Source organism: Arthrobacter sp. AD-310 (assembly GCF_054656615.1).
In genome coordinates, this window is the sequence record NZ_BAAHNO010000028.1 from 1 (window position 1) to 25,943 (window position 25,943).

A 25,943-nucleotide genomic window follows, 5' to 3' on the forward strand; every position below is an offset into this window, starting at 1 on the left:
CCCCCCCCCCCCCCCCCCCCCCCCCCCCCCCCCCCCCCCCCCCCCCCCCCCCCCCCCCCCCCCCCCCCCCCCCCCCCCCCCCCCCCCCCCCCCCCCGCCGGCTTTTCCCTGCCGCAGAGCAATTTACACAGGGTTAACGCGGGCGGTCTTGTTCGTCCCGGGGCCCGGCCGCAAACTCTTAATACCAGGTGAACTGATCACCAGCACGGTTCCACACAAACCCGCGGAGACAACGCAGCGATGCGTCGGCGCACCGGCGCAAGGACCTCGCTGGCAGAATGACCGCAAACCGGAAGGATGCGATATGGCCGGGAGCTTCGAAGTGTTTGTTGACGCGGATTCGCTGTACAGGTTCCGCCTGCTGGCACCGGACGGCATGGTCATGGCTGTCTCCCAGGGTTTTGCGGACAAGCGCGCCGTGGCCGCCGGGATCGCCGCGGTCCGGGAGTGCGCCGGCACCGGCCTGGTGACCGATCTTTGTCCCGCGGGAGCGGTGGCGCGTCCGGTTCCTGCAGCCGCGCCCGCTCCACTCCCGGCGGATACCCAGCCAGACTGCGGCCACCGGGCCGCGGCACGGGCCCACACTTTCACCCTTGCCAAGGGGCCGCGCAGGCCGGCACTTTCACCGCGTTGGACCCGTGCCCTGGCACCGTGACGGCATGCTCAAAAAAACTTTCAAAAATTATTCGTAACCGCGTAACCCTCAGGGGAACTCCAGCGATTACCCCTATGTAGCGCCGGCCTGGAACTTGTCCCCCATCACGTTCCAGGCCGGCTCTTCCATTGATCCGGCGGCAGGGACAGCTGCGATGCGCCGGAACCGGTAGCGCCGTGGCGGTTCCGGGCGCAGTAGTTACCGAAGGGTAAAGTAGTGCGGGAAAATGCGTTCCGCGAACGCCGTCCCGACACCACAAAAACCCTTTGACCGAAAGCACTACGTCCGTGACCGATGCACTGACTGATGAGGCTTTGCGGGACCCCTCCCGCCAGGCGGACGTCTTCAGCCTCGTCTACCGGACCTATGCATCACAGGTCCTGGGCTATCTCACGGCCCGGGGAGTCGAAGATCCGGAGGCGGCAATGCAGGAGGTGTTCCTCTCCGTCCTGCCACGCCTGCATTCCGTTCAAGGCGGCGCCGCAGGGCTGAGGACTTTCCTGTTCTCCGTGGCCCACGCCCGCATGGTGGACGACCACCGCAGGCAGAGCCGGACGCCGGCAAAGCTGTCCTTTGAACCCGAACTGGATGCCAGGGAAGATGCGTCCGCTGAATCCGAGGCCCTGCACCGGCTGTCCCCGCAGGAGGTGCGCCGGCTCCTGGACGGCTTGGCGGAGGATCAGCGCGAGGTCTTGTCCCTGCGCCTCGTCGCCGGACTCACGGTGGAGCAGACGGCGGAAGCAATGGGCAAAAGCGCCGGCGCAGTAAAGCAGCTCCAGCGTCGGGCGATCCTCAAGCTCCGGGAACTTTCGGTAGTAAAGGAGTTTCTGGCACCATGACAGCCCACCAGGAGCGCCTCGACGCTCTGGTTGACGACATGCTCCTCGATTCCGGTCTCGCCGGGGACGGGGAGGCACGCGCCGTCCTCCTCTCCTTGGGAGCACTCCGCTCGCTGCCTGCGCCTGCTCCCACCGGCGAGCTGGCTAAGTTGCTGGCAGCGCCAAGTCAACTGCCGGCGCCGGCCGTTGGCGCGGCCGCCGACGAACTCGCACGCCGCCGTCGTCGCCGCACCGGCCACAGGCCCACGCTCCTGGGCGTCGCGCTGATCGCCGGCATGGCTACGGGCATGGGCGGAGTCGCCGCAAGCGCTCCAGCTCCCGGACAGGAAGGCAGCCATTCGGTCCAGGAACTGCTGGCAGGCTGGTCGCCGTCGTGGGCGCTTCCTGTGCAGCCCCCTGCCTCCGGGACGCTCCCTGCCGACCCCTCACGCGGCACCGGCCAGGTGGCGGAGCCGGGGCAGGACACCCAGGGGGCGTCTCCGGCGCCGCGATCCGGCCCGATTCAAACCGACGGCGGAGGGCAGACGTCCGCGGACCAAAACCCCGGAGCCGTACCTGTGGGAGCGGGGGACCTGCCGGGCCACGAATCCGCCGGCAATGACGGCGGCACCGGCAGGGCTGGTACGCAGGACGACCAGGGAGGACCGTCCGTGGTGAATCCGGCACCAGGAGCCGGGGGACCCGGGGAGCCTGCCTTCGACGTTCCGGCGGGCACCAACGGAAACGGGCTTGCCGGGGACGGCAGACTCACCGATGAGGCCGCGAAGCCGCTGGACAACGTGCTCCGTCCGGTCGCGGCAACGACTGCCGCCGGCAAGCCCGCACTGCAGAGCTGGCTGCAGAAGTTCAAGCGCTAGATGCCCTGCTGCTGCCGGGACCCTGTACGGCGGCGGTAGGCTAAGCGGATGGCCCACGTTAACGATCCCGCTGTCATCGAACGCCTGATGAAAACCAAAGGCCGCTGGGCGATCGTTGGCCTCACCACCAACGAGTGGCGGGCCGCCTACGACACCTCGCTGTTCATCCGGGACCGGATGGGCATGGAAATTATCCCCGTCAACCTTCCCGGCGACCCCGTGCACGGCGAACAGGGGTACCGTACCCTCCACGACATTCCGGCGGAAAAGCACCCCATCGACGTCGTGGATTGCTTTGTGAACTCACAAAAGGTTGGTGCAGTGATTGACGAAGCAATCGCCGTGGGCGCCAAGGCCGTGTGGCTGCAGTTGGGCGTGATCGACGAAGCCGCGGCGGAGCGGGCCAAAGCCGCGGGCCTGGACGTGGTGATGGACGTCTGCCCGGCGCAGCAAGCCTGGAAGTTCCGGCTTTAGCAGTCGGCGACGCCGGGTATGGTCCTGCCCTAGCGGGGCACCAGGTGGGGATAATGCCGCTGCGTGACATCCGGGTGGGCGCGCATCCTCCCTTTCAGCATGTTGAGGCCGAAGGAGGCCAGCAGGGGATTGTTCGGGTCGTCCGTGATGCCCCTGGCCGCGGCCTTCAACTCCGGCTGAAGCGGAACCGGCTCGATGACCGCATCGAGCCGGGGCGACCAGAAGAACGGCACCGAGTACCGGTCAACACCAGGCGGCGGTGCCTGCACGCGGTGGATTGTCGCCGCCAGGTACCCTTCCGTGGCCACCTCGAGCATCTCGCCGAGGTTCACCACCAGGGCGCCCGGAAGGGGCTCGACGGGCAGCCACTCCGACGTGCCGGGCGGACGCACCTCCAAGCCGCCCACATCATCCTGCAGGAGGAGGGTGACGAAGCCATAGTCCGCGTGGGAACCCACGCCCTGGTCGCCGGCTGCCTCCACGACGCCGCCGACGTAGTGCACCAGCTTTCCCATCCATGCAGGCGAGTCCCGGAACGGCTCGTCGAAGTAGTCCTCCGGCAGCTGCAGTGAGACGGCAATGGCCCGGAGCAGTTCCATGCCCACTGCGGACATAAGCCCTGCCCATTCCATCGCGGCAGGCTTGAGCTCGGGAAAGGATTCGTCCGGCCACAGGTTGGGGCCTTGAAGGAGCCAGTACGGCTGGTCCGGCGGGTAGTCGCGGACGGGTTCCCGTTCCGGGGAGTAGTCAATCTGTTCACGGGCATCCGCCCGGCCCTGGGTGACCTCCGTGCCCATGCGCGTGTACCCGCGGAAGTGCGGTGACAGACGGTTATCCAGTTTCAGCCGTTCCTGGAGCGGAAGATCGAAGAAGCGCCGCACAACGTCAAGGAGATGGTCAGCCTGGCCGGGTGTACCGCCGTAACCGGTGACCTGGAAGAACCCTACGTTGTGCGTGGCGTAGCGCAACTGCTCGATGAATTCCGGACTGAAAGACCCGTAGGGCTGCCGTGCGGTGCTCAGGTCCAGAACAGGTATGGTGCCCTGATCGTGTGACATCCTCGCAGACTAGCACCGCTCCGGCCGGCTTTATAGGCTGGCCTCATGGACCCCGACGCGCTACGGAAAATCTGTCTGTCCTTCCCCGGCTCCTATGAGGATTACCCTTTTGGTCCGGAGACCGCCGTGTTCAAAGTCCGGGCCGGGGGCACCACGAGCCCTGCCAGGGCCGGGCACATCGGGAAGCTTTTTGCCCTGTCCTCGATGGACCCGCGGGACTTCTACGTCAACCTCAAATGTGAGCCCTCGCTGGCGGTGCAGCTGCGCGCGGCCCACCCGGCGATCACGGGCGCCTGGCACATGAACAAGACCCACTGGAACGGTGTCCGCCTGGACGGTACCCTTCCCGACGACATGGTGCGCGACCTGGTGGAGGACTCCTACGACCTTGTGGTGGCCGGACTCCCCAGGAGGCAGCAGGAACAGCTGGGCTGGGCACGGCTGGCCGGCTTCGAAAGTGCCGGTTTAGAAAGTACCGGTTTAGAAAGTACCGGCCGGTGACGGCGATGCGGCTGGCGGAGGGCTCGCTGAACTATCCCGGCGTGGGCAGCACCGAGCACGGGGACGCTCCGGCTGGCTTCGCACGGGTTTTGGAGGAGGCTCGCCTGGGCAGCGGGATGGAGGTGTACCAGCGGGTCGCCCACGGCATCCTGCGATGGGAACTGCAGCGGCGGGCAGGGCTGCGCGTCCGTGCCGATTCGCCCACTGTCGTTCCAGGGGCACGCGTGGTGAGCGGCTTCGGCGTCGGGCCTTTCCGCCTGGGGGCGCCGTGCGAGGTGGTCTGGGTGCGGGAGCCTGTGCCCGGCCTGCTGCCGCAGTCCGCCGGCTTCGGGTACGGGACGCTGCCCGGCCACCCGGCACGCGGAGAGGAGTCCTTCGAGGTGGTTATCGATGAGCAGGGCGGCGTGCTCCTGCGCATCCGGGCCTTCAGTAAACCCGCTAACTGGTTCTATGCCACAGGCGGACTGGTAACCCGGGCGGCCCAGCGCTACGTTACTTCCCGGTACATTGAAGGGGCACGCCAACTCGCCTCGGAAGGAACATCTTCGTGATCTTTATTGTCGTCAAGTTCAAGGTCAAGCCGGAATGGTCGGAGCGGTGGCTCGGGCTGGTTGAGGACTTCACGCAGGCGACCCGGCAGGAACCCGGCAACCTGTGGTTCGACTGGTCACGCAGCGTGGACGATCCCAACGAGTTCGTCCTCGTCGAAGCCTTCAAGGACGACGCCGCGGGCGACCATGTCAACAGCGACCACTTCAGGAGGGGCCTTGAGGACATGCGCCCGGCCCTTGCAGAGACTCCCCGGATCATCAGCCGCCAGCTCGACGGTGACGGCTGGGACCGGATGGGGGAGCTCACCATCTGATGTGGATTGGCTGGGTCGAGTTCGACATCCTCCTCGGCGACGTTCACAGCCTGAAGGGTAAGCGGTCCGTGGTCCGGCCGCTGCTCGCCGAGCTCCGGCGCCGCTTTGATGTGTCCGTCGCCGAGGTGGGGGACCACGACCAGTACCGTCGCACCAGGATCGGTGTGGGCATGGTGGCTGCCGACCGGGGCCACCTCGTGGAGGTGCTTGACGCCGTCGACCGCTTTGTTGCCGGGCGCCCGGAGATCGAACTCCTCAGCGCCCGGCAGCGGGAGCTGCACAGCGAGGACTGAGGTCCCGGGGTTACCAGGCCGCCTTCCACGTGATGTCGGCAAGCTTGGCCTGGCCCTGCAGGCTCGGGTGGAAGTAGTCGAGCCGGCTTACGTCGCCAGACGTGAACTTGTAGCGAGTAACAGCGTTACGGTCGGTGCGGCAGTTGTCGTACTGTCCGCAGACTTCCGCGAGGATCCGGTTGAAGGCAGCTTCACGCTGCACCACCTGCTGGCGCATTTCTTCGGTGTTGGAGGGTGCGAGCATGGATTGGCAAATCTGCGCCGCTGACCAGACAAGCTGGGCCGTCGCGCTGGTGCGGAGGACACTCCACAACTGATAGATGTCCGGAATGCTGCTGACGAAGATTTTCGCCGTCGGATTGTTCGCCTTAAGTATGGCCAAGGCCTGGGAAACGCTGTTCCGGAAGTCGGATTCCGAAGTCATCGTTCCTGCCGAGGACGTGCACAGGTCGTTGGCTCCGATAAGTATGGTGACGTAGCCGGTCCCCGCAGTAACGCCCCCGGCTTGCTGTACAAGATCCACTGCTTTGGCGCCGCTCACGGACAAGTTCTGGCTAGTAACAGCGCTGCCCGGCTGAAGCTGCACCAGCCTTTCGTAGTGGCTGCTGATGCCGTCGAACTGGCCGTCGCCTGTCGACCAGGATTGTGCGGGGTGATTTCCGTACCAGCAACAGACGTCGGTGGCCTGGGTGATGGAATCCCCAAGCGCAGCAATGCTGGGGGGATAGGTGGGTGGGGCCGCATTCGCGGGCTGCGCCCCGGCAATAACGAAAAAGAAGAGGAACGGGAACAGCAGGATTTTCATGAGCTTGCGCATGTCAGCCTCCTCGGGCCGGCCGTCCGCATCCTTGCGGCGGTCTCTACGCTGAATGGTGATAGGGAAACGCTACGCCCCGGTAGGCCGCCTGTATACGGGAGCAGCGGCCCGGTTCAATGCCTTAAGTGGAAAGAGCCCGCCGGGACCGGAATTAACCGGCCCAGCGGGCTCAATACCAGGTGATGCCTTAGCCGAAGTACTTCGGCAGGGTCCCTTCGTGGGCTTCGCGGAGGGCGTCGAGGGACAGGCTGTCCACGCCATTGATCTCCAGGGTGCCGCTGGCTGCGTCCACCACGCCGATGCGGGTGTGGGCGAAGCCGCGGGCGGTGCACATGTCGGTGAAGCGCACTTCCTCGGAGCGGGGGACACCCACGATGGCGCGGCCCTGGGTCTCGGAGAACAGCGCCGTGAACAGGTCCACGCCGTCGCGGTCCAGGACGTCCTGCAGCGCAATCCGGGCACCGACGCCATAGCGCAGCGAGGACTCCACCAGGGCGGCGGCCAGGCCGCCCTCGGAGAGGTCGTGCGCCGAGTCGATCATGCCGTCGCGGGACGCGTTGATCAGGATTTCGCCCAGGGCGCGTTCGGCCTCCAGGTCCACCTTCGGCGGCTGTCCGCCCAGGTGGCCGCGCAGGTTGGCCCATTCCGAACCGTCCAGCTCGGCAGCGGTGGTGCCCAGCAGGTAGATCGCCTGGCCGTCCTCACGCCAGCCCGACGGCGTGCGGCGGGCGACGTCGTCGAGCTTGCCCAGGACCGCCACCACGGGGGAGGGGTGGATGGGCGTGGTGCCCGTCTGGTTGTACAGGGACACGTTGCCGCCCGTGACGGGGATGCCCAGCACCTGGCAGGCGTCGGACAGGCCGCGGATGGCCTCGGCGAGCTGCCACATGACATCCGGGTCCTCGGGGGAGCCGAAGTTCAGGCAGTCGCTGACGGCCAGGGGAACGGCGCCGGAGGTGGCGACGTTGCGGTAAGCCTCAGCCAGTGCCAGCTGCGCGCCGTGGTACGGGTCCAGGTAGGTGTACCGGCCGTTGGCATCGGTGGCCAGGGCGACGCCCAGTCCGGTTTCCTCGTCCACGCGGACCACGCCAGCGTCGTCGGGGAACGCCATGGAGGTGTTGCCGCCCACGTAGCGGTCGTACTGGTTGGTGATCCAGGACTTGGAGCACATGTTGGGGGAGGACACCAGTTCCGTCACGGCGGCGGCCAAGGAGCCCGGGGAGGAAGGGCGGCCGGCATCCTGCACGGACCCGGTGAAGGTGTCCGCCTGGAGGCTGTCCTGCCACTCGGGGCGGGCGTAGGGACGGTCGTATACCGGGCCGTCGTGCGCCACGGTGCGGGGATCGACGTCGACGATCACTTCGCCGTCCCAGGTGATGATGAGGCGGCCCGTGTCCGTGACCTCGCCCAGCCAGGCGTATTCCACGGCCCACTTGTCCATGACTGCCTCGAACGCTTCCACGTTCTCCGGGGTAACCACGGCCATCATGCGTTCCTGCGACTCGGACATCAGGATTTCGCCCGGGGTCAGCGTGGGGTCGCGCAGCAGCACGGAGGTCAGCTCAACCTGCATGCCGCCGTCGCCGTTGGAGGCCAGTTCGGAGGTGGCGCAGGAGATGCCCGCTGCGCCGAGGTCCTGGATGCCCTCAACCAGGGAGCCCTTGAACAGCTCCAGGCAGCACTCGATCAGGACCTTTTCGGCGAACGGGTCGCCCACCTGGACGGCAGGGCGCTTGGACGGCTTGGTGTCGTCGAAGGACTCCGAAGCCAGCACGGAGGCGCCCCCGATGCCGTCGCCGCCGGTGCGGGCACCGAACAGGACCACCTTGTTGCCCTTGCCGGAGGCGTTGGCCAGGCGGATGTCCTCATGGCGCATAACGCCAACGGCCAGCGCGTTCACCAGCGGGTTGCCCTGGTACACGGAGTCGAAGACCATCTCGCCGCCGATGTTCGGCAGGCCGAGGGAGTTTCCGTAGCCCCCGATGCCGGCCACGGCGCCATGCATGACGCGGGCGGTGTCCGGGTGGTCAATGGCGCCGAAGCGCAGCGGGTCCATGACGGCAACGGGGCGGGCACCCATGGAAATGATGTCGCGGACGATGCCGCCGATGCCGGTCGCGGCACCCTGGTAGGGCTCAACGAACGACGGCGAGTTGTGCGATTCGATCTTGAAGGTCACGGCCCAGCCGTCCCCCAGGTTGGTCACGCCGGCGTTCTCGCCGATGCCCACCAGCATGTCCTTCTTCATCTCCGGGGTAACCTTCTCGCCGAACTGGCGCAGGTGGTTCTTGGAAGACTTGTAGGAGCAGTGCTCACTCCACATCACGGAGTACATGGCCAGCTCGGCGCCGGTGGGACGGCGGCCCAGGACCTTGACGATCTCGTCGAACTCGTTCTGCTTGAGGCCCAGCTCTGCCCAGGGCAGTTCGGTGTCCGGGGTCCTGGCAGCGTTCTCGACGGTGTCGATGTTGAACTTCTTGCTGGTTTCGATGCTCACTTGTCGCCTCCCACAATCTTGGTCAAAACGGAGGTGAAGAAGCCGAGGCCGTCGGTGTCGGACCCGCCGATCCCATCAAGCGACTCGGGGCCGAAGCCGGGCTCGGTGGCGTGTTCGGGGTGCGGCATGAGGCCCACCACGTTCCCGGCCCCGTTGGAGATGCCGGCGATGTCGCGGCGGGACCCGTTCGGGTTGAAGCCCATGTAGCGGAACACCACACGGCCTTCGGCCTCAAGGGCGTCCAGGGTCTTCTCGTCGGCGATGTACTGGCCGTCCTGGTTCTTAAGCGGGATGGTGATTTCCTGGCCCGCCTCGTAGTCAAGGGTCCACGCGGTGGTGTTGTTCTCCACCCGCAGGACCTGGTCCCGGCACAGGAATTTCAGGTGGTCATTCTTGATCATCGAGCCGGGCAGCAGGTGCGACTCGGTGAGGATCTGGAAGCCGTTGCAGATGCCCAGGACGGGAAGCTTCGCGTCGCTGTTGGCGGCGTCGATGATCCTGGACATCAGGGGCGCGAAGCGGGCGATGGCACCGGCGCGCAGGTAGTCGCCGTAGGAGAAGCCGCCCGGGATGACGACGGCGTCCACGTCGCCAAGCTGGGTGTCCGCGTGCCAGAGTTCGACGGCGGTGCCGCCGGCGAGGCGCACGGCACGGGCGGCGTCACGGTCGTCGAGGGTTCCGGGGAAGGTCACGACGCCGATCTTTGCGCCAGCGAGGCGCGGGTTGGCGGCGACGGCCACAGCCTCGCCGATCAGGGGAAGTTCAGTCATCTCAGGCCTCGACGACCTCGACGTTGACGACGTCCTCGATCACAGGGTTGGAGAGGAGCGTGGCGGCGGCGTCGCGTGCCTGGGCCAGGATGTCCTCGGTCACCTCGCCGTCGACGGTCAGTTCGAAACGCTTGCCCTGGCGGACAGAGCTGAAGCTGGTGAAGCCCAGCCGGGGCAGAGCGCCAACGATTGCCTTCCCCTGCGGGTCCAGAATCTCGGGCTTGGGCATGACGTCAACAACGATCCGGGGCATCCGGTAACTCCTGTGCATGAGCTTGGGTAAGGGCGCAGCGGAGTGGTGCCGTCTCACGCCGTACCGGGTGGGACACCGTGGTCAACTGTGTTGGTTCACTGTGTTCATTCACTGTGTTGGGTCACCGTGAGGACGGGCGCTCCGCGAGCTTGCTATATCATTCTACCGGCCCCGGCGGCACTCCCTGTATTCGGCCGTCCCGGGCCGGCGGCTCCTGCCGCGGCGGGCGCTGGCTGCGCCGTCCGGCGCCGGTTCTGGAGTTGGCCAGCCGCCTTCACTAGGATGGCGGAATGGGAGAGAATTCACGGTCCGTCCTGTTGCCGGTGATGGCCGCGGCGGTATTCGCCGGGCTGGGCCGGATGGTGTTCCAGAAGATCAAAGCCGACCGCATTGCCCGCGAAAACCGGGTCGCGGGCCCTGTCGACGAGAAGACCCGCCAGTGGATCAGTGAGGTGGTCCGGACGCCGCGCCAGTAGGCGCCTCCCTCTCCTCCTGCAACTGCCAGGGCGCCCTGCGGGGCGCCCTTTTTCGTGCACTTACGCACCTCACCGCCTGGCCGTATGACACAAAGCAAATTGCATGTTGTGGCCTATGTCATATTTCGCTCTCACTCTGTACTGTTTGAACCGGCTGGTCGCATGAATTTACAAGATCTGTAATTCAATGTGCCCGGCCAGTCGTTTCCGGTCCGCCATACCGCCGGCCCGGTACATCGTGAAAGGGTTGCACGTGAAATCAACTGGAAGTAGCCCCATCCGGGGCGGGGGATTCCGGAAGGCGGCGGCCCTGGCCGTCGGGTTGCCGCTCCTCCTGACCTCCATGGCCGTAACTCCCGCCTCTGCGGTGCCGGCCAGCCAGGACAAGCAGGCAGCAGTCGCCAGCGAGGGGCCCACCCAGTTCAGGGACGGGCGGTACATCGTGGTGCTGGCCGGGCCTGCTGCCGCCGCCTACGAAGGGGGAACGGCGGGACTCGGGGCAACGAAACCCCAAAACGGCAGGAAGCTCGACGCAGGCAGTCCCAACTACAAGGCCTACGATGCCCACCTTCGCAACCTGCAGCGGGACGTCGCAGCGAGCCACGGCGTTGCACCGGTCAAGCAGTTCACGGCCGCCCTGAACGGTTTCAGCGCCGGGCTCACCGCTGCCCAGGCCACTGCCCTTTCGAAAGACGGCCGCGTGCTGGCGGTGGCGCCGGACGTAGAAAACGCCCCCGACTACACCACCACCGACTTCCTCAAGCTCACGGGTCCGGACGGCGCCTGGGCGAAACAGTTCGGCGGTGAGGCCAACGCCGGCAAGGGCGTGGTGATAGGAGTCATCGACTCCGGCTACGCCCCGGACAACCCGTTCCTCCAGGGAGAACCCCTGCAGCCCCTGCAGGGGGCGGCGCAGGTGGGCGTCCCCTACCGGACCGCGGACGGCAGGATCGCCATGCTTAAGGCTGACGGCACCACGTTTGAAGGCGAATGCCAAAAGGGCCAGCAGTCCGGTGCCGGCTTCAACGGTTCACTGTGCAACTCAAAGGTCATCAGCGCCCGGTACTTCGCGGATGCCTTCCTGCAGTACGTCGCCCCGCAGGACCGGGCAAAGGAGGAGCTTATCTCGCCCGTGGACGTGGGCAGCCACGGCACCCACACGGCCACCACCGCGGCCGGGAACGCCAACGTGGAGCAGGTCATCGACGGCTCCAGCTTCGGCCGCAGCTCAGGCGTGGCTCCCGCGGCCAAGGTAGCTGTCTACAAAGTATGTTGGGAAGACAACAATCCGGACACCGGCGGCTGCTACTCGTCCGCATCGGTGGAGGCCGTGGAGGCTGCCCTCAAGGACGGGGTGGACATCCTCAACTACTCCATTTCCGGCAACAACAACAGCACCACCGACCCGGTGGCGCTGGCGTTCCTCAACGCTGCGGCGGCCGGTGTTTTCGTCTCCGCCTCCGCCGGCAATTCCGGCCCGGCAGCGTCCACCGTCAATCACGCCTCGCCTTGGCTCACCACCGTTGCTGCGTCCACCTTCCCCAGTGACCTGCTCGGAACGGTCAAGGTTTCAGACGGGTCCCTGTACCGGGGCGCCTCCATCATGAAGACGGAAGTGGCAAACAAGCCTGTGATTGTGGCCGCAGCGGCCGCGGCGGCGGGAGCAGCCAACGCCAACCTCTGCGGCCCCGGCACTCTGGACCCGTCGAAGGTGGCCGGCAAGGTCGTCGTGTGTGACCGCGGCGTAGTTGACCGGACCGCCAAGAGCCAGGAAGTCCAGGACAAAGGCGGCGTCGGCATGATACTGGTGAACCTCACCAGCAGCTCTGAGGACGCGGACAACCACGTCCTTCCCACCGTCCACGTCAACGCGCCCAAGAGCCTCGAACTGAAGTCCAGGCTGGAGGCAAACCCCGCCCTGACGGTCAGCCTGGTCAAGGGCGACCTCACAGGCCAGCCGCAGTCACCCGCACCACAGATCGCCGGTTTCTCGTCCCGCGGCCCCAGCCTGGCCTCCGGAAGTGACCTGCTTAAGCCGGACATCACAGCCCCCGGCGTAAACGTCCTGGCCGGGGTCTCGACGATCGGAAACGACGGTGACCAGTTCGGCTTTATGTCCGGCACCTCCATGGCAGCTCCCCACATTGCGGGCTTCGGTGCCCTGGTCCTCAGCAGGCAGCCCGCATGGACGCCGGCCATGGTGAAGTCCGCCATGATGACCACGGCCTATCCTCTGGTCAACGCGGATGGCTCCGCGAACACGGATCCGTTCCAGGGCGGCGCCGGCCACATCGACGCCACCAGGGTCTTCGATCCCGGCATGGTCTACAACTCGGGCATCAGGGACTGGCTTGGCTTCCTCAACGGCCAGGGCGTTGATACGGGGGCTCCACAGGCGGGCACCATTGCAGCCCGCGACCTCAACCTGCCGTCCATCGCGCTGGGCAGCCTCGTGGGCGAAGTGCAGGTCAAGCGCCAACTGACGGCGCTCGTGCCGGGCACGTACCGCTCCGAGGTCAGCATGCCGGGCTTCAGCGTCCAGGTTGAACCCAAAGTCCTGAACTTTGGCAAGGCGGGCCAGACGCGGGAAGTGACCCTGACCATCCGGAACGTCAGCGCACCGGCCGGCAAGTTCAGCACGGGAACGCTGGTATGGAAGGGCCCGCGGACCGTGAGCTCACCGATGGCCATCCGGCCCGTTGACGCCCAGATCGCTCCGGCCTTCTCCTTCAGCTCAGCCACCGGGACAGGCAGCGGCACCATGGAACTGGTATCCGGCTCGGACCAGCCCATCGCCGTCGGTGTGGAAGGCCTGGCACCACTGGACCAGACCGCCGTGACCAAAACGCCGGGCGGGTACGCGCCGACGAATGACGCGCACAACGCACTCCTGCAGGTGACGGTCCCGGAAGGTGCCTCCTTCACCAGGCTGGGCATCCAGGCGCAGTCCGACGACGTCGACTGGGACATGGTGGTGTACGTGCCGAATGCTGCGGGCGGGCTGACGCCAACCCAGGTGGCCACTGCCGCCGCCAGCGAGTTCCTGGACCTGGAGTCCCCGCGCGCCGGGACGTACTACATCGTGGCCAACCTGTACTCCACTCCAGACGACGGGGCAGCCACCGCAGCCGTACAGGCCGTGACCTTCTCCGGCGATGCCGGCAACCTCACCGTGGAACCGAATCCCATCACCGCCTCCAACGGCACCGCCACGACGGCCACGCTGTCCTGGGCGGGACTGGCGGACGGAACCTATGCGTCCCGCCTGCGCCTGGGGGAGAACGGGATCCGGACCTGGGTCAACGTCCAGGTGGGAGCGGCTGCCCCTGCTGGAACGGGAGCCGGCACTGCCATCGGCCTGGCCCAGGCGGTACCCGCAGCCTGACGTCCCCGTCAATAAGTAAACCAAGCTCGACGCGTCAGTTTTTTCTGACCAGAACCTGTCAAGGCAGCGAGGGGCCCCCGGGTGGCAACGGCCGCCCGGGGTCCCTTGCTTCGGAGCGCCCTCCGGAGCGCCCTCCGGAGCGCCGCGGACGCCCCTCCGCGGAGCCACAGCGGTTCTCAGACGTTCCGGCCGCCGCCCAGCAGGGGTGCCATGGCGTTCCACCGGGAGATTTCACAGCCGTCGGTCCGGCTGAACACGCACTCGATCCGCCGGCCGTGGAACGTCCCGGTGACCACGGCAACCTGGGGGCCGCCGTATTGCTGCGTGCACAACTGCGGGGGACCGGGCTCCGGAAAGAAAATCCGTTCGCCGAACCTCTGGAGGGCAGCCAGGGCCGCCTGCGGATCCGGCAGGTTGCTGTCCGCGGCGCTGCTGCCGTCTTCGGAAGCCAGCCGGAACACCTGTTCACCGGCCGACGGGTCCTCCCGAAGCCGTATGGTGAGGTCGATCATTCCGTCACGCCGGCGGAAACCGCGGCCAGCTCCTGCGATAACCTGTCCCGCAGGACGGCCGCCTCAGCGGCGAAGGAACGCTGTTGCTCCACGTAGGCGGCCTTGCCCTGCGGCGTTTCAATGGCTATCGGCGGGTAGCCCCATTCCGCCAGGTCATAGGGCGATGCCTGCATGTCCATCACCCGGATCCGCCATGAGAGTTCAAAGCAGTCCATCACCAGCTCGCTGGGGAGCAGTGGCAGCAGCTTGTAGGCCCACTTGTACAGGTCCATGTTGGCGTGCAGACAGCCCGGCTGCTCCAGGTGCCGCTGGGTTTCCCTCGTAGGCGCAAGCTCATTCAGCGGGACAGCGTCAGGGGTGTAGAACCGGAACGCGTCAAAGTGTGTGCAGCGGATCTTGTTCTCCTCCACCACCCTGTCGGTACCGGCCGGCCCCAGGCGCAGGTTCAGGTACTCATGGCGCAGATCGAACTTGTCCTGGTGGTAGACCATCGCCCACTCATGCAGGCCGAAGCAACCGAACTGGGCCGGCCGCGCCGCGGTGCCGCGCAGGATGATCTCCGCGAATGCCACCGCCTCCCGGCGGTCGGCCAGGAAGCCGCCAAGGTCCATGGTGACTGCCGTGCTTCCCGACGGCAGCCCCAGGAAGGCCAGTTCGCCGTCGTCCAGCGTCCGGTAGTGCTTCCACCCGCTGCGGGCCGCCGCGCCATCACCGGTGAGGACGGCCCCCGCTCCCGGATGCCAACGGCTCAGCTGCCCCGGCTTCTGGGTGTAATACGTGAAGAGGAAATCTTCCACCGGGTGCTTCTGCCCGGCGGACCGCCGTGCAAGGTAAGGGCCGGCGTAGCGGCTGACGCGCTGCCCGTGGGCTTCCTCCCTCGCGCGCCACTCATCCGCCCCCAGGAGCCTAAGCGCCACCTGCGGCACCCAGTACATCCTTTGCGGCATCCCAGGCGCTGATTTCGCAACCGTTGGTGCGCGCGAACTCCGCCTCCACGGGGACTGCGTCTACGACGCCGGAAACGGTCGCCCTCTGCGGCCCGCCGTACTGCTCGGTGCATGCCTGGTCAGTTCCGGGCTTTGCCGGGCTGAGCAAAGCGGCGTTGTTCTTCAAGGCAGCGCAGGCCGCCTCCGGTGACGGATGGCTGCTTTCCCCGGCCGGGACACCGTCTTCGCAGACGAGGGTGTAGTTGACCTCCGGCTCCCCTTCGGCGGGAATGACGGTGATGGCCAGTTCGGCCTGGCCCTGACCCGGCCCGGCAGACGGCGCCGGTGTTTCCGGGGCAGGGGCCGGGACGGATGTTTCCGTGTCGGGCGAGGGTTCCGGGGTTGGGCTTGCCGTGGCTGAAGGAGAGGGGGCCGACGCCGAGGACGTGGCTGAACCGCCGTCCGGTGTGGGCGAGCAGGACGTCAGGACCAGCGCCGCGAATGCCAGCGCCGCCAGTTGCGGCCGTGGGTTACGCATGGTCTCGCCCCTCATTCATCCTTCGATTCTAGCTGGCCGGGTTGTCAACGCGGGGTTACTTGTGGCCGTTTTCGAGGCTCCCAGAGGGCCGGAAGTGACCCTGCGTTGCCCCTGCCGGCGGACTAGGAGCCATTGCCGGACGTCGCCGCGATGAGCCCCATCATGGAGGCGTGCAGTTCAGCGACCTGGCTGCGGGTCAGGCCCAGCCGGTCCATCATGGTGCCTGGAACCTGCAGCGCCTGCTGCCTCAAGGCGGCTCCCTTGGGCGTGAGCTCGACGGCGAGGGCACGCTCGTTCCCGTCGGCGCGGCGCCGCGTGATGAGGCCTCCTGCCTCCAGCCGCCGGAGGAGCGGGGAAATGGTGGCGGGCTCCTGGGCCAGGGCTTCGCTGATGTTCCGCACAGTCCGCGGGCTGCTTTCCCACAGGCACAGCATCACCAGGTACTGCGGGTGGGTCAGGTTGAGCTTCTCGAGGACCGGCTTGTACGCGCCAACGACGCTCCGCGCTGCCACGGTGAGGGCGAAGCAGAGCTGGTGCTCGAGGAGCAGATCCTCTTCCTGTCCTGCCTCTGCCGATACTGACGTGGTCATGCCGTCCTCCAATTGTTAGTGCACTAATGATTAGCGTACACTTTTAGCAGGATCAGCGACAGTGGAAGGAGTCGGCGCGTGGGCAAGGGCAACTCGGAGAACAGGGAAAACGCCTCGCAGCGGTTCATGCGGGCCACAGGCAAACTGCGGGCAATTTTCGGGCCCGCCAACCGCTCCTCCCTGGTGAACGACATGACGGATGAAAACCGCAGGCTGCTCGCCCAGCGGCAGGCCGAGACCCAGCAGTGGGAGACCATCACGCGGCCAGACGGCAGCACCTACGTGGTTCCCCGGAACCCGGACGACAAATCCCTGCGCTGACACCCCGGTAGCCACGAGGGGGCGGTCCGCCCGGTTTCCGCACGTGCCGCCGGCCATGCTTGTGCCGGCCCGGCTGCCCGGGTGCTTTTCCGGCCCCCGGGCGTAAAATGAGGGCACTGGCTCCGGCAGGAGGCAGCAGCTCTTTGCCCCGATGACCGGGAAGGGGGTGGAACAATGGCACATGTTATCCGCGGGTTCATGGGCGCAACTGACAGGCTGCGCTTCTTCTTCGGACCTGCCACCCGGCTCGACCCTGATACGCCGGTAGTGCACAAGCACGATGCGTTTGAACAGGCCTCCGAGGAAGAACTGACGCACTTTGTGGTGGAGACCGATTCGTCCGGCCACCACTACGCTGTCCGCCGCGAAGACCTTGACCGGGAGAGGCCGTAGGCGAAACCTGGACTGGCCGCCGGACATGCAAAAGCCGGGCCGCCTTCCGAACTATCGGAAGGCGGCCCGGCTTTTCGCGTAACTGCCCTGTGGCCTGACGCGGGAGGTACCGGTTAGCGGCCTGTGCCGCCGTAGACCGTGGCCTCGCTTTCGGCGTCGAGGTCGAAAGCCTTGTGGATCACGCGCACGGCCTCGTCGAGGAGGTCGGCGTGCGTGACCACCGAGATGCGGATCTCGGAGGTGGAGATCATGTTGATGTTGATGCCGGCGTCGGACAGGGCCTTGAAGAAGGTGGCCGAGACGCCGGGGTGCGAACGCATGCCGGCGCCAATGAGGGAGAGCTTGCCGATCTGCTCGTTGTACTCGATGCTTTCGAAGCCGATCTGGTCCTGGGCGGCGTGGAGCGCGGCCAGGGCGTCGGCGCCCTCAACGATAGGCAGCGTGAACGAAATGTCCGTCCGGCCGGTGCCGTGGGTGGAGACGTTCTGGACGATCATGTCGATGTTGGAGTGGGCGTCGGCGATGACCTGGAAGATTGCGGCCGCCTTGCCGGGGATGTCCGGAACGCCAACAACGGTGACCTTCGCTTCGGAACGGTCGTGCGCAACGCCGGAGATGATTGGCTGCTCCAAGGCAACTCCCTCTTGTGTGGTGATCTTGTCTTCGGCGCTGGGAATGACCCAGGTGCCTTCATGCTGGCTGAACGAGGACCGCACGTGCAGCGGCACGCCAAACCTGCGGGCGTACTCGACGCAGCGCAGGTGGAGGATCTTGGCGCCGGATGCTGCAAGCTCGAGCATTTCCTCGCTGGAGATGGTCTCGATCTTCTGTGCCGAGGGGACAACCCGGGGGTCGGCGGTGAAGATGCCGTCGACGTCTGTGTAGATTTCGCAGACGTCGGCTTCCAGGGCGGCCGCCAGGGCAACTGCGGTCGTGTCCGAACCGCCGCGTCCGAGCGTGGTGATTTCGTTGGTGCTCCGGCTCATGCCCTGGAATCCGGCCACGATGGCGATGTTGCCCTTGTCCAGGGCGGTGCGGATCCGGTGCGGGTCGACGTCGATGATCCGGGCTTTGCCGTGGATGCCGTCGGTGATCATGCCCGCCTGAGATCCCGTGAAGGACTGGGCGGAGGCGCCAAGCTTGTTGATGGCCATGGCCAGCAGTGCCATGGAGATGCGCTCACCGGCGGACAGTAGCATGTCCATTTCACGGGCCGGTGCCGCGTCGGTGACCTGGGCGGCCAGGTCCAGCAGCTCATCGGTGGTGTCGCCCATGGCGGAAACCACGACCACAACCTCGTTGCCGGCCGCCTGCGCGTCAACAACGCGTTTCGCGACGCGCTTGACGCCGTCGGCATCCGCGACGGAGGAGCCGCCGAACTTCTGCACAATGAGCTGTTTAGTCACCGCGCGGCCTGCGGACAGCCCCTGCGGCTGTGTTGCGTTGTGCACTTCGGTGATGGGCGTACTCATGCGCGTACCTTCATTGGATCGTGGAGTTCTGGAAACCAGGCAGCCTGACGCCTGAATGGCGGGACTTTCCCGGGACAGTTTATCGCTGCCCGCAGCGGGGCGTTGAATTGTGACCGAATCTCAGCCGCGGGAGCAGCGCCGGGCAGGAGTCGCAGGCGTACGCTCAAGGAATCAGCTTGCTTCAACTGTGGGGGACAGGTGCGCAACACATGGCGGTAATGCCGGAAAATTTGGACATCCCAGGCGGGACCGGGGGCGGAATCACGGCCCGGGCCGTCAGCAGGAGCTTCGGCACGGTGCGTGCGGTAGAGCACATGGACTTCCACGCTCCGCCCGGCAAGGTTACGGCCCTGATCGGCCCCAACGGAGCGGGCAAGACGACGCTCCTGTTGATGTTGGCCTCGCTGTTGGCCCCGGATACGGGCACGATCAGCGTGAATGGGCTAGACCCCTCCCGTCACCGGGCGGAAGTGCGGAGCAAACTTGGCTGGATGCCGGACACGCTTGGCGTTTGGGAGTCACTGACGGCCCGCGAGATCCTTACGCAGATGGCCCGCTTCTACCGCCTTCCTGCACCAGGAATTGGCCGGCGGGTCGAAACCATGCTTGGCCGGGTCCGGTTGTCCGATCTGGCTGACCAGCCCGCCCGGGTGCTGTCAAGGGGGCAGCAGCAACGGCTCAGCCTTGCCCGGGCCCTGATCCACGATCCGTCGGTGCTTCTCCTGGACGAGCCGGCGTCGGGACTGGACCCTGGTGCGCGTGTGGAGCTGCGGCTCATGCTGCGGCAGTTGGCTGCGGAGGGAAAAGCGGTGGTAGTGTCCTCCCACGTCCTGAGCGAGCTGGATGAAATCGCCGACGGCGCGGTGTTCGTGAACAAGGGCAGGACCGTGCGGCAGCAGACCACCGAAGAGGCCGCCGCCGCCGGCCGCCGGTACGCGATCTCGGCGTCGGACAACGCGGCCCTCGCCGCCAGGCTTGCCGAACTGGGCCTGGCGTTCCGGCCGGAGGAGGGCCGCCGGCCCGGCGTCAGCCTGGTGGTCCCCAACGACGACGACGCGGAACGGCTGCTTCGCGACCTGGTGCTTGCCGGCGTCGGAATCAATTCTTTCGCACCCGCCGCGGGAGCCCTGGAAGAGACGTACATGGACCTTGAGGGGGAGCGGCAATGAGCCAGCAGACGGACAACCCGCCGGCCCTTTCCCGGCCAGGCGCTGCGGGCGCCTACCTGTCCGGCGTGGGCAATGTGGTGGTTCTTGAACTGAAGCAGCGGCTGCGGTCCCGCGGCTGGTACATCATGCTTGGCATCTGGTTCCTCCTCACCGCGCTGGTGACATGGTTGACCTGGGCCAGCTGGAACGCGGCGCAGGAAGCCCAGCGTATGTACGGCGGGCCCTTCCCGCAGCAAAACGGCCCGGGATCCACCATCTTCGAGGTTGTGCTCGCATTCGTCCTGTTGTTCGCGCTGCTGGTGGCGCCGGCCTTGTCCGCCAACGCGGTAAACGGCGACCGCGCCGGCGGAACGCTGGCCATCCTCCAGGTCACGCTGCTGGAACCCGGACAGATCCTCTGGGGCAAGTTCCTCGCCGCCTGGCTGGCCGCCCTGGCTTTCCTCGCGGCCGGCACACCGTTCCTCATCATCGGGGTTGCGCTGGGCGGGCTGACCCCGGGGCACGTGCTGGTGTCGCTGTTGATGCTCGCCGTCGAAGTCGGGGTGGTGTGCGCCTGCGGTATCGGGATCTCCGCGCTCGCCGGGCGCCCGCTGTTCTCCATTGTTGTGACGTATCTTGCCGTGGCCGGGCTGACGGTCGGCACCCTGATCGCTTTCGGGCTGGGCACCGGGCTTTCGCAGGGGACGATCATGGCCAACACGCCGCAGTACCGCGCCTACGAACCGCTGGCCAACGGCCCGGAGGAGCCGGCATACACGTGCGCCGGTCCGCTCCGGGAGCAGCCGGCCATGCGGACTGAACGGGTGGCCTGGCTGCTGGCCATGAACCCGTATGTTGTGGTCGCGGACGCCGTTCCGTATCCCGACCGCCGCAGCCAGCCGGGATACCCGACGTTTGGCGCAATTGAGGGCATCAGCCAGAATGCCCGGCGTGCCTTGGCAGGACCGGAGGGTACCTACCCGTGCGCCAACGGCAAGGTCCAGCCCGCCTACCTGGGGCAGTCGACACCGTTGTGGCCTTTGGGCCTGGGCCTGCAGCTTGTGCTGGCGGGGATGTTGCTTGGCTTCGGCTGGCGCGCGCTGCGGACTCCGGCCCACCGGCTGGCCAGGGGAATGCGCATCGCATAGGCGTCCCGGTCCCCGGCATCTGGACAGCCACGGTGCGGTGGACCACCATAAAGGCAAAGCGGGGCTGGGGCCTGTCCGTGGAAAGGTGGACTGCCCGTGTCCGACGATCCGAAATCTTCCCTGGGCTCGGTCTCCGAGCCCTATTTCGAGCCGATTGGTCCCGGGGCGGGCAGCGCGTTCGAGGCAGGATTTGGGGACGACGACGGCATCCGCCGCCGCGCGCCCGTCTTCCAAAAGGCAGCGCTGGCGGGAGCGGCCGTCTGGCTGGCGGGCCTGGCCACCCTCCGGTTCTGGGGGATGGCAGTGGGAACCCTGTGCGCCGCGTGGGCCGGTGTGGCCGGCATGGTGCTGTTGCCGGGGCCGGCCGGGGAATCCACGCAGTGGTTGCCGGCCCCTGTGCTCACCTACCTGCTGGCTTCCTCGGTCCTGCCGGCGGCGGCAGCCCTTGCTGCCGTGCACTGGGGGATGTCTGCCTGCAGGCGCCCGACAGGGGGCGGAACGGGCGCTCGCGTCGTCACGGCCCTGGTGACCGCCGGATTGCAGGGCCTGGTCCTTGCCCTCCTCATTTTGGGGACATTGCTGGTACAGGCCGGCGCTGCGGGCCAGCCGGGTTCTGTGGCCGGCGTGTCAGCCGAAGTTGCCGCGGCGGAGGGGTTCATTTTCGGCAGCATGGGGGCGGCCGTTGGCGCAATCGGGCGGCGCACCGTCCTGACGCGCATCACCGGATGGGCGCTTGCCCTCTTCCTGGTGGCCGGCACAGCGGCCGCCGGGGCAGCGCTTGTCCCTGTGGTGCGTGCTGACGAGCCGGTAACGGTGGCGCTGAACATCGAACGGGCACCGGACGGAACCGTCATCGCCTACCAGTGCTCAGCTGTTTCCGCCGGCCTCAGGGAGGTCTACCACACCGACCGGATCATGTGGCTGCCGGCCATCAGCCCAAGTGTCGTGTTTGTCATGCTGGCCGGCGCACCCGGCGACGGCGCTGGACTCCTCGGCTGGCTTTCGGCAGCACTGCAGGAGGCGGCGGACGGCACCCGGGTTCCGTGCGTCAACGGTGAACCGCGGAGCACGGATGCGCCCGGAGCGCCACTGGCCGTGGTCGGGCTCGTCCTGCAAACAGGCGTCGCAGGCGTCCTGCTGGGCTGGGCGCATGCCGTCACCGGCCGGCGCCCTGACAAGGCGCGCTGACAACCGGTAGACGGGTCAGGTGAGGGCGTTGCGCCTGCCCTCGAAGGCACGCCCCAGCGTGACTTCATCGGCGTATTCCAGGTCGCCGCCCACCGGGAGGCCCGACGCGAGCCTCGTGACCGTGATGCCGATCGTCTTGAGCATCCGGGCAAGGTAGGTGGCCGTTGCCTCGCCTTCCAGGTTGGGGTCGGTGGCGATGATGACTTCCTGGATGGCGCCGTCGTTGAGCCTGGTCAGGAGTTCACGGATCCTGAGCTGTTCGGGGCCAACGCCGGCGATCGGGTTGATGGCCCCGCCAAGTACGTGGTACCGGCCACGGAACGAACGCGTGCGCTCCACCGCCAGGACGTCCTTGGACTCTTCGACCACGCAGATCACGGCGGGATCGCGCCGAGGGTCGCGGCAGATGTTGCACAGTTCCTCTTCGGTGACGTTGCCGCACACGGTGCAGAACTTGACCCGGTCCTTGACGGTGGTGATGGCGTCCACCAGGCGTTTCATGTCCTGCGGGTCTGCTTCGAGGATGTGGAACGCCAGCCGCTGGGCGGACTTGGGCCCTACACCTGGAAGGCGTCCGAGCTCGTCGATCAGCTCCTGGACTGCACCTTCGTACACGTTTCCCTCTTTAGCTTGGTATGGATAGCGGGTAAAGCAACTGTGGCAAGGCCCTAGTGACGGCGGGAGGGGCCGTCAGTACCGGGGCGGGAGCGGGCTTCCGTCGTGCGAGCGCTCCTCGATCAGTTTTCCGCCGAGGATTCGCTCCACTGCTGCCCGGCCGAACACCCCGGACTCTTCGATGGTTTCATCGTCCGCGCTGGGAATGTCCTGCACGTACGTCGCGCCGGCGGCAGTTGCCCTGGCGGGTGCCTTCGCCCGGCCTGCTTCAGCTTCGGGGCTGTTGGACAGCCGCTGGTACAGGCTTTGCCGGGCACCGCTGTTCCCGGCCGGAGGTGCTCCCACCGGCGACAGGGTGCCCGCTGTGGACGGGGCGGCTGCGGGACCGGCGGCGGGTGCCGGCCGTTGCGGCGTGGCCGTGGCCGGACCTGCTGCGGGAGCGGAGGCCATCGCGTATTCGGGAGTCCTGGCGGGTGCCGGACTGGACGTGGACGTCACCGGGATGGACGGCGGGACCTGGGCCGTGGCCGGCTCGTACCGGGGCACCGAAACCTGTCCGGACTGTTCGTCCGCGGTTGCTGGGGCCTTCCCAACGTTGCTTTCGTTGCCCACCACCCAGACTCCGGGCGCCTGTTCCACTGCACGGGTCCACGGGTCGTGGGCCGAGTCCTGTGCCGTGGAAGCGGGCGCGGACACGGCGGTGCCAGGGGTTGTTGCGGGGCCGGCTGTTCCGGGTCCGGCCGCGCCGACTGCCGGCTGGTTTCCCTGGTTGCCGGACGGGGCGGTGTCCGGCGGCGTGGTTACCGGGGCAGGGCGCGTGCGCTGGGGCGTCGGCTCCCAGTCCGCGGGCGGTTCTTCTTCCAGCGGGGGAGCGTCCTCGTCGCGCGGCGGCCCCCAATCGTCGTCCGAATAGGAGTAGTCCCCGGCAAGTTCGGGGTAGGGCCTGGCGTTGGCGGCCGGATAATCCTTGGTGCCGCCGGCGGGGGAGGCAGGAGCCGGGCGGGCGGCGGGACCGGCCGCCGGCGCGCCGCTTGGTTCGGAGCGCACGGGTGCCGGCACGGGTGCGGAACCGTCCGTGCCGGCTACTGCGCTGCTGCCGGATCCAGGGCGTCCTGCCGTGTGAACAGGTACAGAAGGAGCGGGCGCGGGCGCATCAGCCCGCAAAGGTTCCGCTGGTGCGGCTGCGTCTGCCCCCGACGATGCTGCTGGTGCCGGTGCCTTCTGGTCCGGGGCTGTGGGGGCCGGCGCGGGTGCCAGGCCCCAGGCGACATCAGCCGACGTAGCCACGGCCGTGGCTGGCGGGCTGGCCGGAGCTTTTGGGTTTGGTTCAGAGCTCGCCTGGCTGGCGCCGCCGGCAACAGCGTTGACCTGGCAGTCGATCCCCATCGTTTTGTGGATCGCCTGCCGCAGGTTTTCGGAATGGTCCGCGCGGCCGAAAGCGCCGGCGAGTCCCTGCGTCGTGAACGCCAACGTGAGGACGGCGCCGTCAAAGGAACTGACCTGCGCGTTCGGCTCCACAAGTGCCCACGTGCTGCGCTTGATCTTTGCCAGCGTTTGGAGGACATCCGGCCAGGCCCGACGCAGAACCTCGACGTCGCCCATCCCGGCGCGCGCGGATGCTGCGGCCGGGGGTGTGGCCGCGGAGGCCGGGGACGCGGGGGCTCGGGCCTCACCGGCAGGGGCGGGGGCGCCGGCGGAACCGGGTTGCCCGGAAACGCCTGCGGGTTCCGCCCGGACGGAAGCTGGTCCCGCCTGCGGGGCCGGGCGGGCAGCGGCCGGTCGCTCCGCCGGGGGACGGGCTCCCGCGGAGTCGTCCACGGGCCAGTCACTGGTGCTCACTCGGGGAGGAGTCAGGCCACTTCTGCCGGCAGTTGCGGCCGGCGCGTCCCCGGCGGCAGCCGGTCCCTGCCGGTCCGTTCCAACCGCAGCGGATTCGGCTGCCGGTTGCGGCACAACGGGCAGGGCAGCGGAAGGCTGTGCCGCAGCGGGTTCGGGCGTACTGGGCCGGGCAGGAGCCGGTTCCGTCGCCACCGGCGGGGCCGGGCTGACCCGCTGGGCTTGCGCAGGCACGCCTGAAGCACCGGCATCGGCACTGGCACCGGCACCCTCGCCGGCGGCAGCACCGGCGTCGTTCCCTGCATAGCTGAGGCGGCGCTCCACGCGGTCGATACGCGCCGCCATCCCGCGTTCATTCTGGTCGGAGCTGGGGAGCAGGATCCGGGCGCACAGCAGCTCCAGGTGCAGGCGCGGGGACGTGGCACCCGTCATCTCCGTCAGGGCGGTATTAGTGACGTCGGCAGCCCGCGACAGTTCCGCCGAACCCAGACTATGGGCCTGGTTCTGCAGCCGTGCTATCTGGTCCGCAGGCATGCCACGAAGGATGGTCTGGGCGCTTTCCGGCATTGCCTTGACGATGATGAGGTCGCGGAAACGCTCCAGCAGGTCCTCCACGAACCGGCGCGGGTCGTGTCCGGTCTGGATCACCCGGTCCACGGCACGGAAGACCGTGGCAGCGTCGGAAGCGGCCATGGCCTCGACAACATCGTCCAGGAGCGAGGCATGGGTGTAGCCGAGCAGCGCCACGGCGAGCTCGTAGTCAAGCCCGTTGGGGCCTGCGCCCGCCATAAGCTGGTCCAGGACGGACAGGGAGTCACGGACGGAACCGCCGCCGGCGCGGATGACCAGGGACAGGACTCCGGGGGCTACCGGGACGTTTTCCTGGTTGCAGAGGAGCTCAAGGTAGGCCATCAGGGGTTCGGGCGGCACCAGCCGGAAGGGGTAATGGTGCGTGCGGGAGCGGATGGTTCCAATGACCTTGTCCGGTTCCGTGGTGGCAAAGATGAACTTGATGTGTTCCGGTGGCTCTTCGACGATCTTCAGCAGAGCGTTGAACCCTGCCGAGGTGACCATGTGGGCTTCGTCGATGATGAAAATCTTGTAGCGGTCGCGCACCGGCGCGTAGGTGGCCCGCTCGCGGAGGTCGCGGGCGTCATCGACGCCACCGTGGCTGGCGGCGTCGATCTCGATGACGTCCAGCGAACCGGGCCCGCCCCGGGCCAGTTCAATGCAGCTGGGGCACTGGCCGCAGGGGGTGTCCGTGGGTCCCTGCGCGCAGTTGAGGCAGCGGGCCAGGATGCGGGCGGATGTGGTTTTGCCGCAGCCCCTGGGGCCGGAAAACAGGTAGGCGTGGTTGACGCGGTTTTTCCGCAGCGCCGTCATAAGCGGCTCGGTGACATGCTCCTGACCGATGACGTCGGCGAACGAGTCGGGACGGTATCTGCGGTAGAGGGCGGTAGTAACTGTCACAGAAAAACCCTACCAATCCGGGCCGACATCCTGCCGCCCTGTGGGG

General features: G+C 67.3%; 27 protein-coding genes. 15 read left to right on the forward strand and 12 right to left on the reverse strand.

Going from position 1 to position 25,943, the window contains the following annotated elements; genetic code table 11:
* Nucleotides 1-304: 304 nt before the first annotated feature.
* The 4 genes from ACYQ1Z_RS15850 to ACYQ1Z_RS15865 all read left to right on the forward strand — a co-directional run bounded on the left by ACYQ1Z_RS15850 (nucleotide 305) and on the right by ACYQ1Z_RS15865 (nucleotide 2,825).
* Nucleotides 305-655, forward strand: coding sequence for a YegP family protein (locus ACYQ1Z_RS15850; protein ID WP_459793509.1), 351 nt, complete (start codon nucleotides 305-307; stop codon nucleotides 653-655).
* A gap of 287 nt (nucleotides 656-942) precedes the next feature.
* Complete coding sequence (locus ACYQ1Z_RS15855) at nucleotides 943-1,494, forward strand: RNA polymerase sigma factor (protein ID WP_459793570.1); 552 nt, start codon at nucleotides 943-945, stop codon at nucleotides 1,492-1,494.
* Nucleotides 1,491-2,351, forward strand: coding sequence for a hypothetical protein (locus ACYQ1Z_RS15860; RefSeq protein ID WP_459793510.1), 861 nt, complete (start codon nucleotides 1,491-1,493; stop codon nucleotides 2,349-2,351). The genes ACYQ1Z_RS15855 and ACYQ1Z_RS15860 overlap by 4 nt, the downstream gene beginning before the upstream one ends.
* A 48-nt stretch (nucleotides 2,352-2,399) precedes the next feature.
* Nucleotides 2,400-2,825, forward strand: coding sequence for a CoA-binding protein (locus ACYQ1Z_RS15865; protein WP_459793511.1), 426 nt, complete (start codon nucleotides 2,400-2,402; stop codon nucleotides 2,823-2,825).
* Nucleotides 2,826-2,854: 29 nt separating this feature from the next.
* On the opposite strand, the gene ACYQ1Z_RS15870 is transcribed toward ACYQ1Z_RS15865, so the two are convergent.
* Complete coding sequence (locus ACYQ1Z_RS15870) at nucleotides 2,855-3,883, reverse strand: isopenicillin N synthase family dioxygenase (RefSeq protein ID WP_459793512.1); 1,029 nt, start codon at nucleotides 3,881-3,883, stop codon at nucleotides 2,855-2,857.
* Between the two features lie 45 nt (nucleotides 3,884-3,928).
* Between ACYQ1Z_RS15870 and ACYQ1Z_RS15875 the strand changes: the two genes are divergently transcribed.
* From ACYQ1Z_RS15875 to ACYQ1Z_RS15890, 4 genes are read left to right on the forward strand one after another with little or no spacing between them, the layout of a single operon-like run.
* Nucleotides 3,929-4,384 carry an MmcQ/YjbR family DNA-binding protein gene (locus ACYQ1Z_RS15875; RefSeq protein WP_459793513.1) on the forward strand — a complete coding sequence of 152 codons (456 nt, stop codon included), beginning with the start codon at nucleotides 3,929-3,931 and terminating at the stop codon, nucleotides 4,382-4,384.
* Nucleotides 4,385-4,389: 5 nt separating this feature from the next.
* A complete protein-coding gene (locus ACYQ1Z_RS15880) occupies nucleotides 4,390-4,935 on the forward strand; it encodes a DUF1990 family protein (RefSeq protein ID WP_459793571.1) in 546 nt (181 codons plus the stop codon).
* A complete protein-coding gene (locus ACYQ1Z_RS15885; RefSeq protein WP_459793514.1) occupies nucleotides 4,932-5,249 on the forward strand; it encodes a putative quinol monooxygenase in 318 nt (105 codons plus the stop codon). Before ACYQ1Z_RS15880 ends, ACYQ1Z_RS15885 begins: the two co-directional genes overlap by 4 nt.
* Nucleotides 5,249-5,542 carry a DUF503 domain-containing protein gene (locus ACYQ1Z_RS15890; RefSeq protein WP_459793515.1) on the forward strand — a complete coding sequence of 98 codons (294 nt, stop codon included), beginning with the start codon at nucleotides 5,249-5,251 and terminating at the stop codon, nucleotides 5,540-5,542. Before ACYQ1Z_RS15885 ends, ACYQ1Z_RS15890 begins: the two co-directional genes overlap by 1 nt.
* A gap of 10 nt (nucleotides 5,543-5,552) precedes the next feature.
* Here the strand turns inward: ACYQ1Z_RS15890 and ACYQ1Z_RS15895 are convergent, their stop codons facing one another.
* The 4 genes from ACYQ1Z_RS15895 to purS all read right to left on the reverse strand — a co-directional run bounded on the left by ACYQ1Z_RS15895 (nucleotide 5,553) and on the right by purS (nucleotide 9,879).
* On the reverse strand, nucleotides 5,553-6,359 hold the full coding sequence (locus ACYQ1Z_RS15895; RefSeq protein ID WP_459793516.1) for an SGNH/GDSL hydrolase family protein: 807 nt from the start codon (nucleotides 6,357-6,359) through the stop codon (nucleotides 5,553-5,555).
* A gap of 187 nt (nucleotides 6,360-6,546) precedes the next feature.
* Complete coding sequence (gene purL / locus ACYQ1Z_RS15900; protein WP_459793517.1) at nucleotides 6,547-8,856, reverse strand: phosphoribosylformylglycinamidine synthase subunit PurL; 2,310 nt, start codon at nucleotides 8,854-8,856, stop codon at nucleotides 6,547-6,549.
* Entirely contained in the window at nucleotides 8,853-9,626 is a 774-nt protein-coding gene (purQ, locus tag ACYQ1Z_RS15905; RefSeq protein ID WP_459793518.1) for a phosphoribosylformylglycinamidine synthase subunit PurQ, read from the reverse strand. Before purQ ends, purL begins: the two co-directional genes overlap by 4 nt.
* Before the next feature lies 1 nt (nucleotide 9,627).
* Entirely contained in the window at nucleotides 9,628-9,879 is a 252-nt protein-coding gene (gene purS, locus ACYQ1Z_RS15910; protein ID WP_050056479.1) for a phosphoribosylformylglycinamidine synthase subunit PurS, read from the reverse strand.
* Between the two features lie 290 nt (nucleotides 9,880-10,169).
* Here purS and ACYQ1Z_RS15915 point away from each other — a divergent pair, with 290 nt between their 5' ends.
* Complete coding sequence (locus ACYQ1Z_RS15915; RefSeq protein WP_459793519.1) at nucleotides 10,170-10,355, forward strand: hypothetical protein; 186 nt, start codon at nucleotides 10,170-10,172, stop codon at nucleotides 10,353-10,355.
* Nucleotides 10,356-10,632: 277 nt separating this feature from the next.
* The gene (locus ACYQ1Z_RS15920; RefSeq protein ID WP_459793572.1) at nucleotides 10,633-13,740 is read left to right on the forward strand and encodes a S8 family serine peptidase; all 3,108 of its coding nucleotides are present in this window, start codon (nucleotides 10,633-10,635) and stop codon (nucleotides 13,738-13,740) included.
* Nucleotides 13,741-13,916: 176 nt separating this feature from the next.
* Here the strand turns inward: ACYQ1Z_RS15920 and ACYQ1Z_RS15925 are convergent, their stop codons facing one another.
* The 4 genes from ACYQ1Z_RS15925 to ACYQ1Z_RS15940 form a co-directional block, all read right to left on the reverse strand.
* Nucleotides 13,917-14,252 carry a subtilase-type protease inhibitor gene (locus ACYQ1Z_RS15925; RefSeq protein ID WP_459793520.1) on the reverse strand — a complete coding sequence of 112 codons (336 nt, stop codon included), beginning with the start codon at nucleotides 14,250-14,252 and terminating at the stop codon, nucleotides 13,917-13,919.
* The gene (locus ACYQ1Z_RS15930; RefSeq protein ID WP_459793573.1) at nucleotides 14,249-15,187 is read right to left on the reverse strand and encodes a 3-methyladenine DNA glycosylase; all 939 of its coding nucleotides are present in this window, start codon (nucleotides 15,185-15,187) and stop codon (nucleotides 14,249-14,251) included. Before ACYQ1Z_RS15930 ends, ACYQ1Z_RS15925 begins: the two co-directional genes overlap by 4 nt.
* Complete coding sequence (locus ACYQ1Z_RS15935) at nucleotides 15,159-15,716, reverse strand: subtilase-type protease inhibitor (protein ID WP_459793521.1); 558 nt, start codon at nucleotides 15,714-15,716, stop codon at nucleotides 15,159-15,161. Before ACYQ1Z_RS15935 ends, ACYQ1Z_RS15930 begins: the two co-directional genes overlap by 29 nt.
* Nucleotides 15,717-15,838: 122 nt before the next feature.
* Complete coding sequence (locus ACYQ1Z_RS15940) at nucleotides 15,839-16,306, reverse strand: MarR family winged helix-turn-helix transcriptional regulator (RefSeq protein WP_459793522.1); 468 nt, start codon at nucleotides 16,304-16,306, stop codon at nucleotides 15,839-15,841.
* A 126-nt stretch (nucleotides 16,307-16,432) separates the two neighbouring features.
* Here ACYQ1Z_RS15940 and ACYQ1Z_RS15945 point away from each other — a divergent pair, with 126 nt between their 5' ends.
* Both ACYQ1Z_RS15945 and ACYQ1Z_RS15950 read left to right on the forward strand, forming a co-directional pair.
* The gene (locus ACYQ1Z_RS15945; protein WP_459793574.1) at nucleotides 16,433-16,627 is read left to right on the forward strand and encodes a hypothetical protein; all 195 of its coding nucleotides are present in this window, start codon (nucleotides 16,433-16,435) and stop codon (nucleotides 16,625-16,627) included.
* Between the two features lie 174 nt (nucleotides 16,628-16,801).
* Nucleotides 16,802-17,020 carry a hypothetical protein gene (locus ACYQ1Z_RS15950; RefSeq protein WP_459793523.1) on the forward strand — a complete coding sequence of 73 codons (219 nt, stop codon included), beginning with the start codon at nucleotides 16,802-16,804 and terminating at the stop codon, nucleotides 17,018-17,020.
* A gap of 113 nt (nucleotides 17,021-17,133) precedes the next feature.
* Here ACYQ1Z_RS15950 and ACYQ1Z_RS15955 read toward each other — a convergent pair whose 3' ends face one another.
* Nucleotides 17,134-18,492: an aspartate kinase gene (locus ACYQ1Z_RS15955; RefSeq protein WP_459793524.1), complete on the reverse strand. Its 1,359-nt coding sequence runs from the start codon at nucleotides 18,490-18,492 to the stop codon at nucleotides 17,134-17,136.
* 218 nt (nucleotides 18,493-18,710) lie between these two features.
* On the opposite strand from ACYQ1Z_RS15955, the gene ACYQ1Z_RS15960 reads away from it, so the two are divergent.
* From ACYQ1Z_RS15960 to ACYQ1Z_RS15970, 3 genes are all read left to right on the forward strand, one after another.
* A complete protein-coding gene (locus ACYQ1Z_RS15960; RefSeq protein ID WP_459793525.1) occupies nucleotides 18,711-19,661 on the forward strand; it encodes an ABC transporter ATP-binding protein in 951 nt (316 codons plus the stop codon).
* On the forward strand, nucleotides 19,658-20,788 hold the full coding sequence (locus tag ACYQ1Z_RS15965; protein WP_459793526.1) for an ABC transporter permease: 1,131 nt from the start codon (nucleotides 19,658-19,660) through the stop codon (nucleotides 20,786-20,788). Before ACYQ1Z_RS15960 ends, ACYQ1Z_RS15965 begins: the two co-directional genes overlap by 4 nt.
* 96 nt (nucleotides 20,789-20,884) lie before the next feature.
* Entirely contained in the window at nucleotides 20,885-21,976 is a 1,092-nt protein-coding gene (locus ACYQ1Z_RS15970) for a hypothetical protein (protein WP_459793527.1), read from the forward strand.
* 15 nt (nucleotides 21,977-21,991) lie between these two features.
* Here the strand turns inward: ACYQ1Z_RS15970 and recR are convergent, their stop codons facing one another.
* Together recR and ACYQ1Z_RS15980 are read right to left on the reverse strand one after the other, a co-directional pair.
* Nucleotides 21,992-22,591, reverse strand: a complete 600-nt coding sequence (recR, locus tag ACYQ1Z_RS15975) for a recombination mediator RecR (RefSeq protein ID WP_459793528.1) — start codon at nucleotides 22,589-22,591, stop codon at nucleotides 21,992-21,994.
* 75 nt (nucleotides 22,592-22,666) lie between these two features.
* Entirely contained in the window at nucleotides 22,667-25,897 is a 3,231-nt protein-coding gene (locus ACYQ1Z_RS15980) for a DNA polymerase III subunit gamma and tau (protein ID WP_459793529.1), read from the reverse strand.
* Between the last annotated feature and the right edge of the window lie 46 nt (nucleotides 25,898-25,943).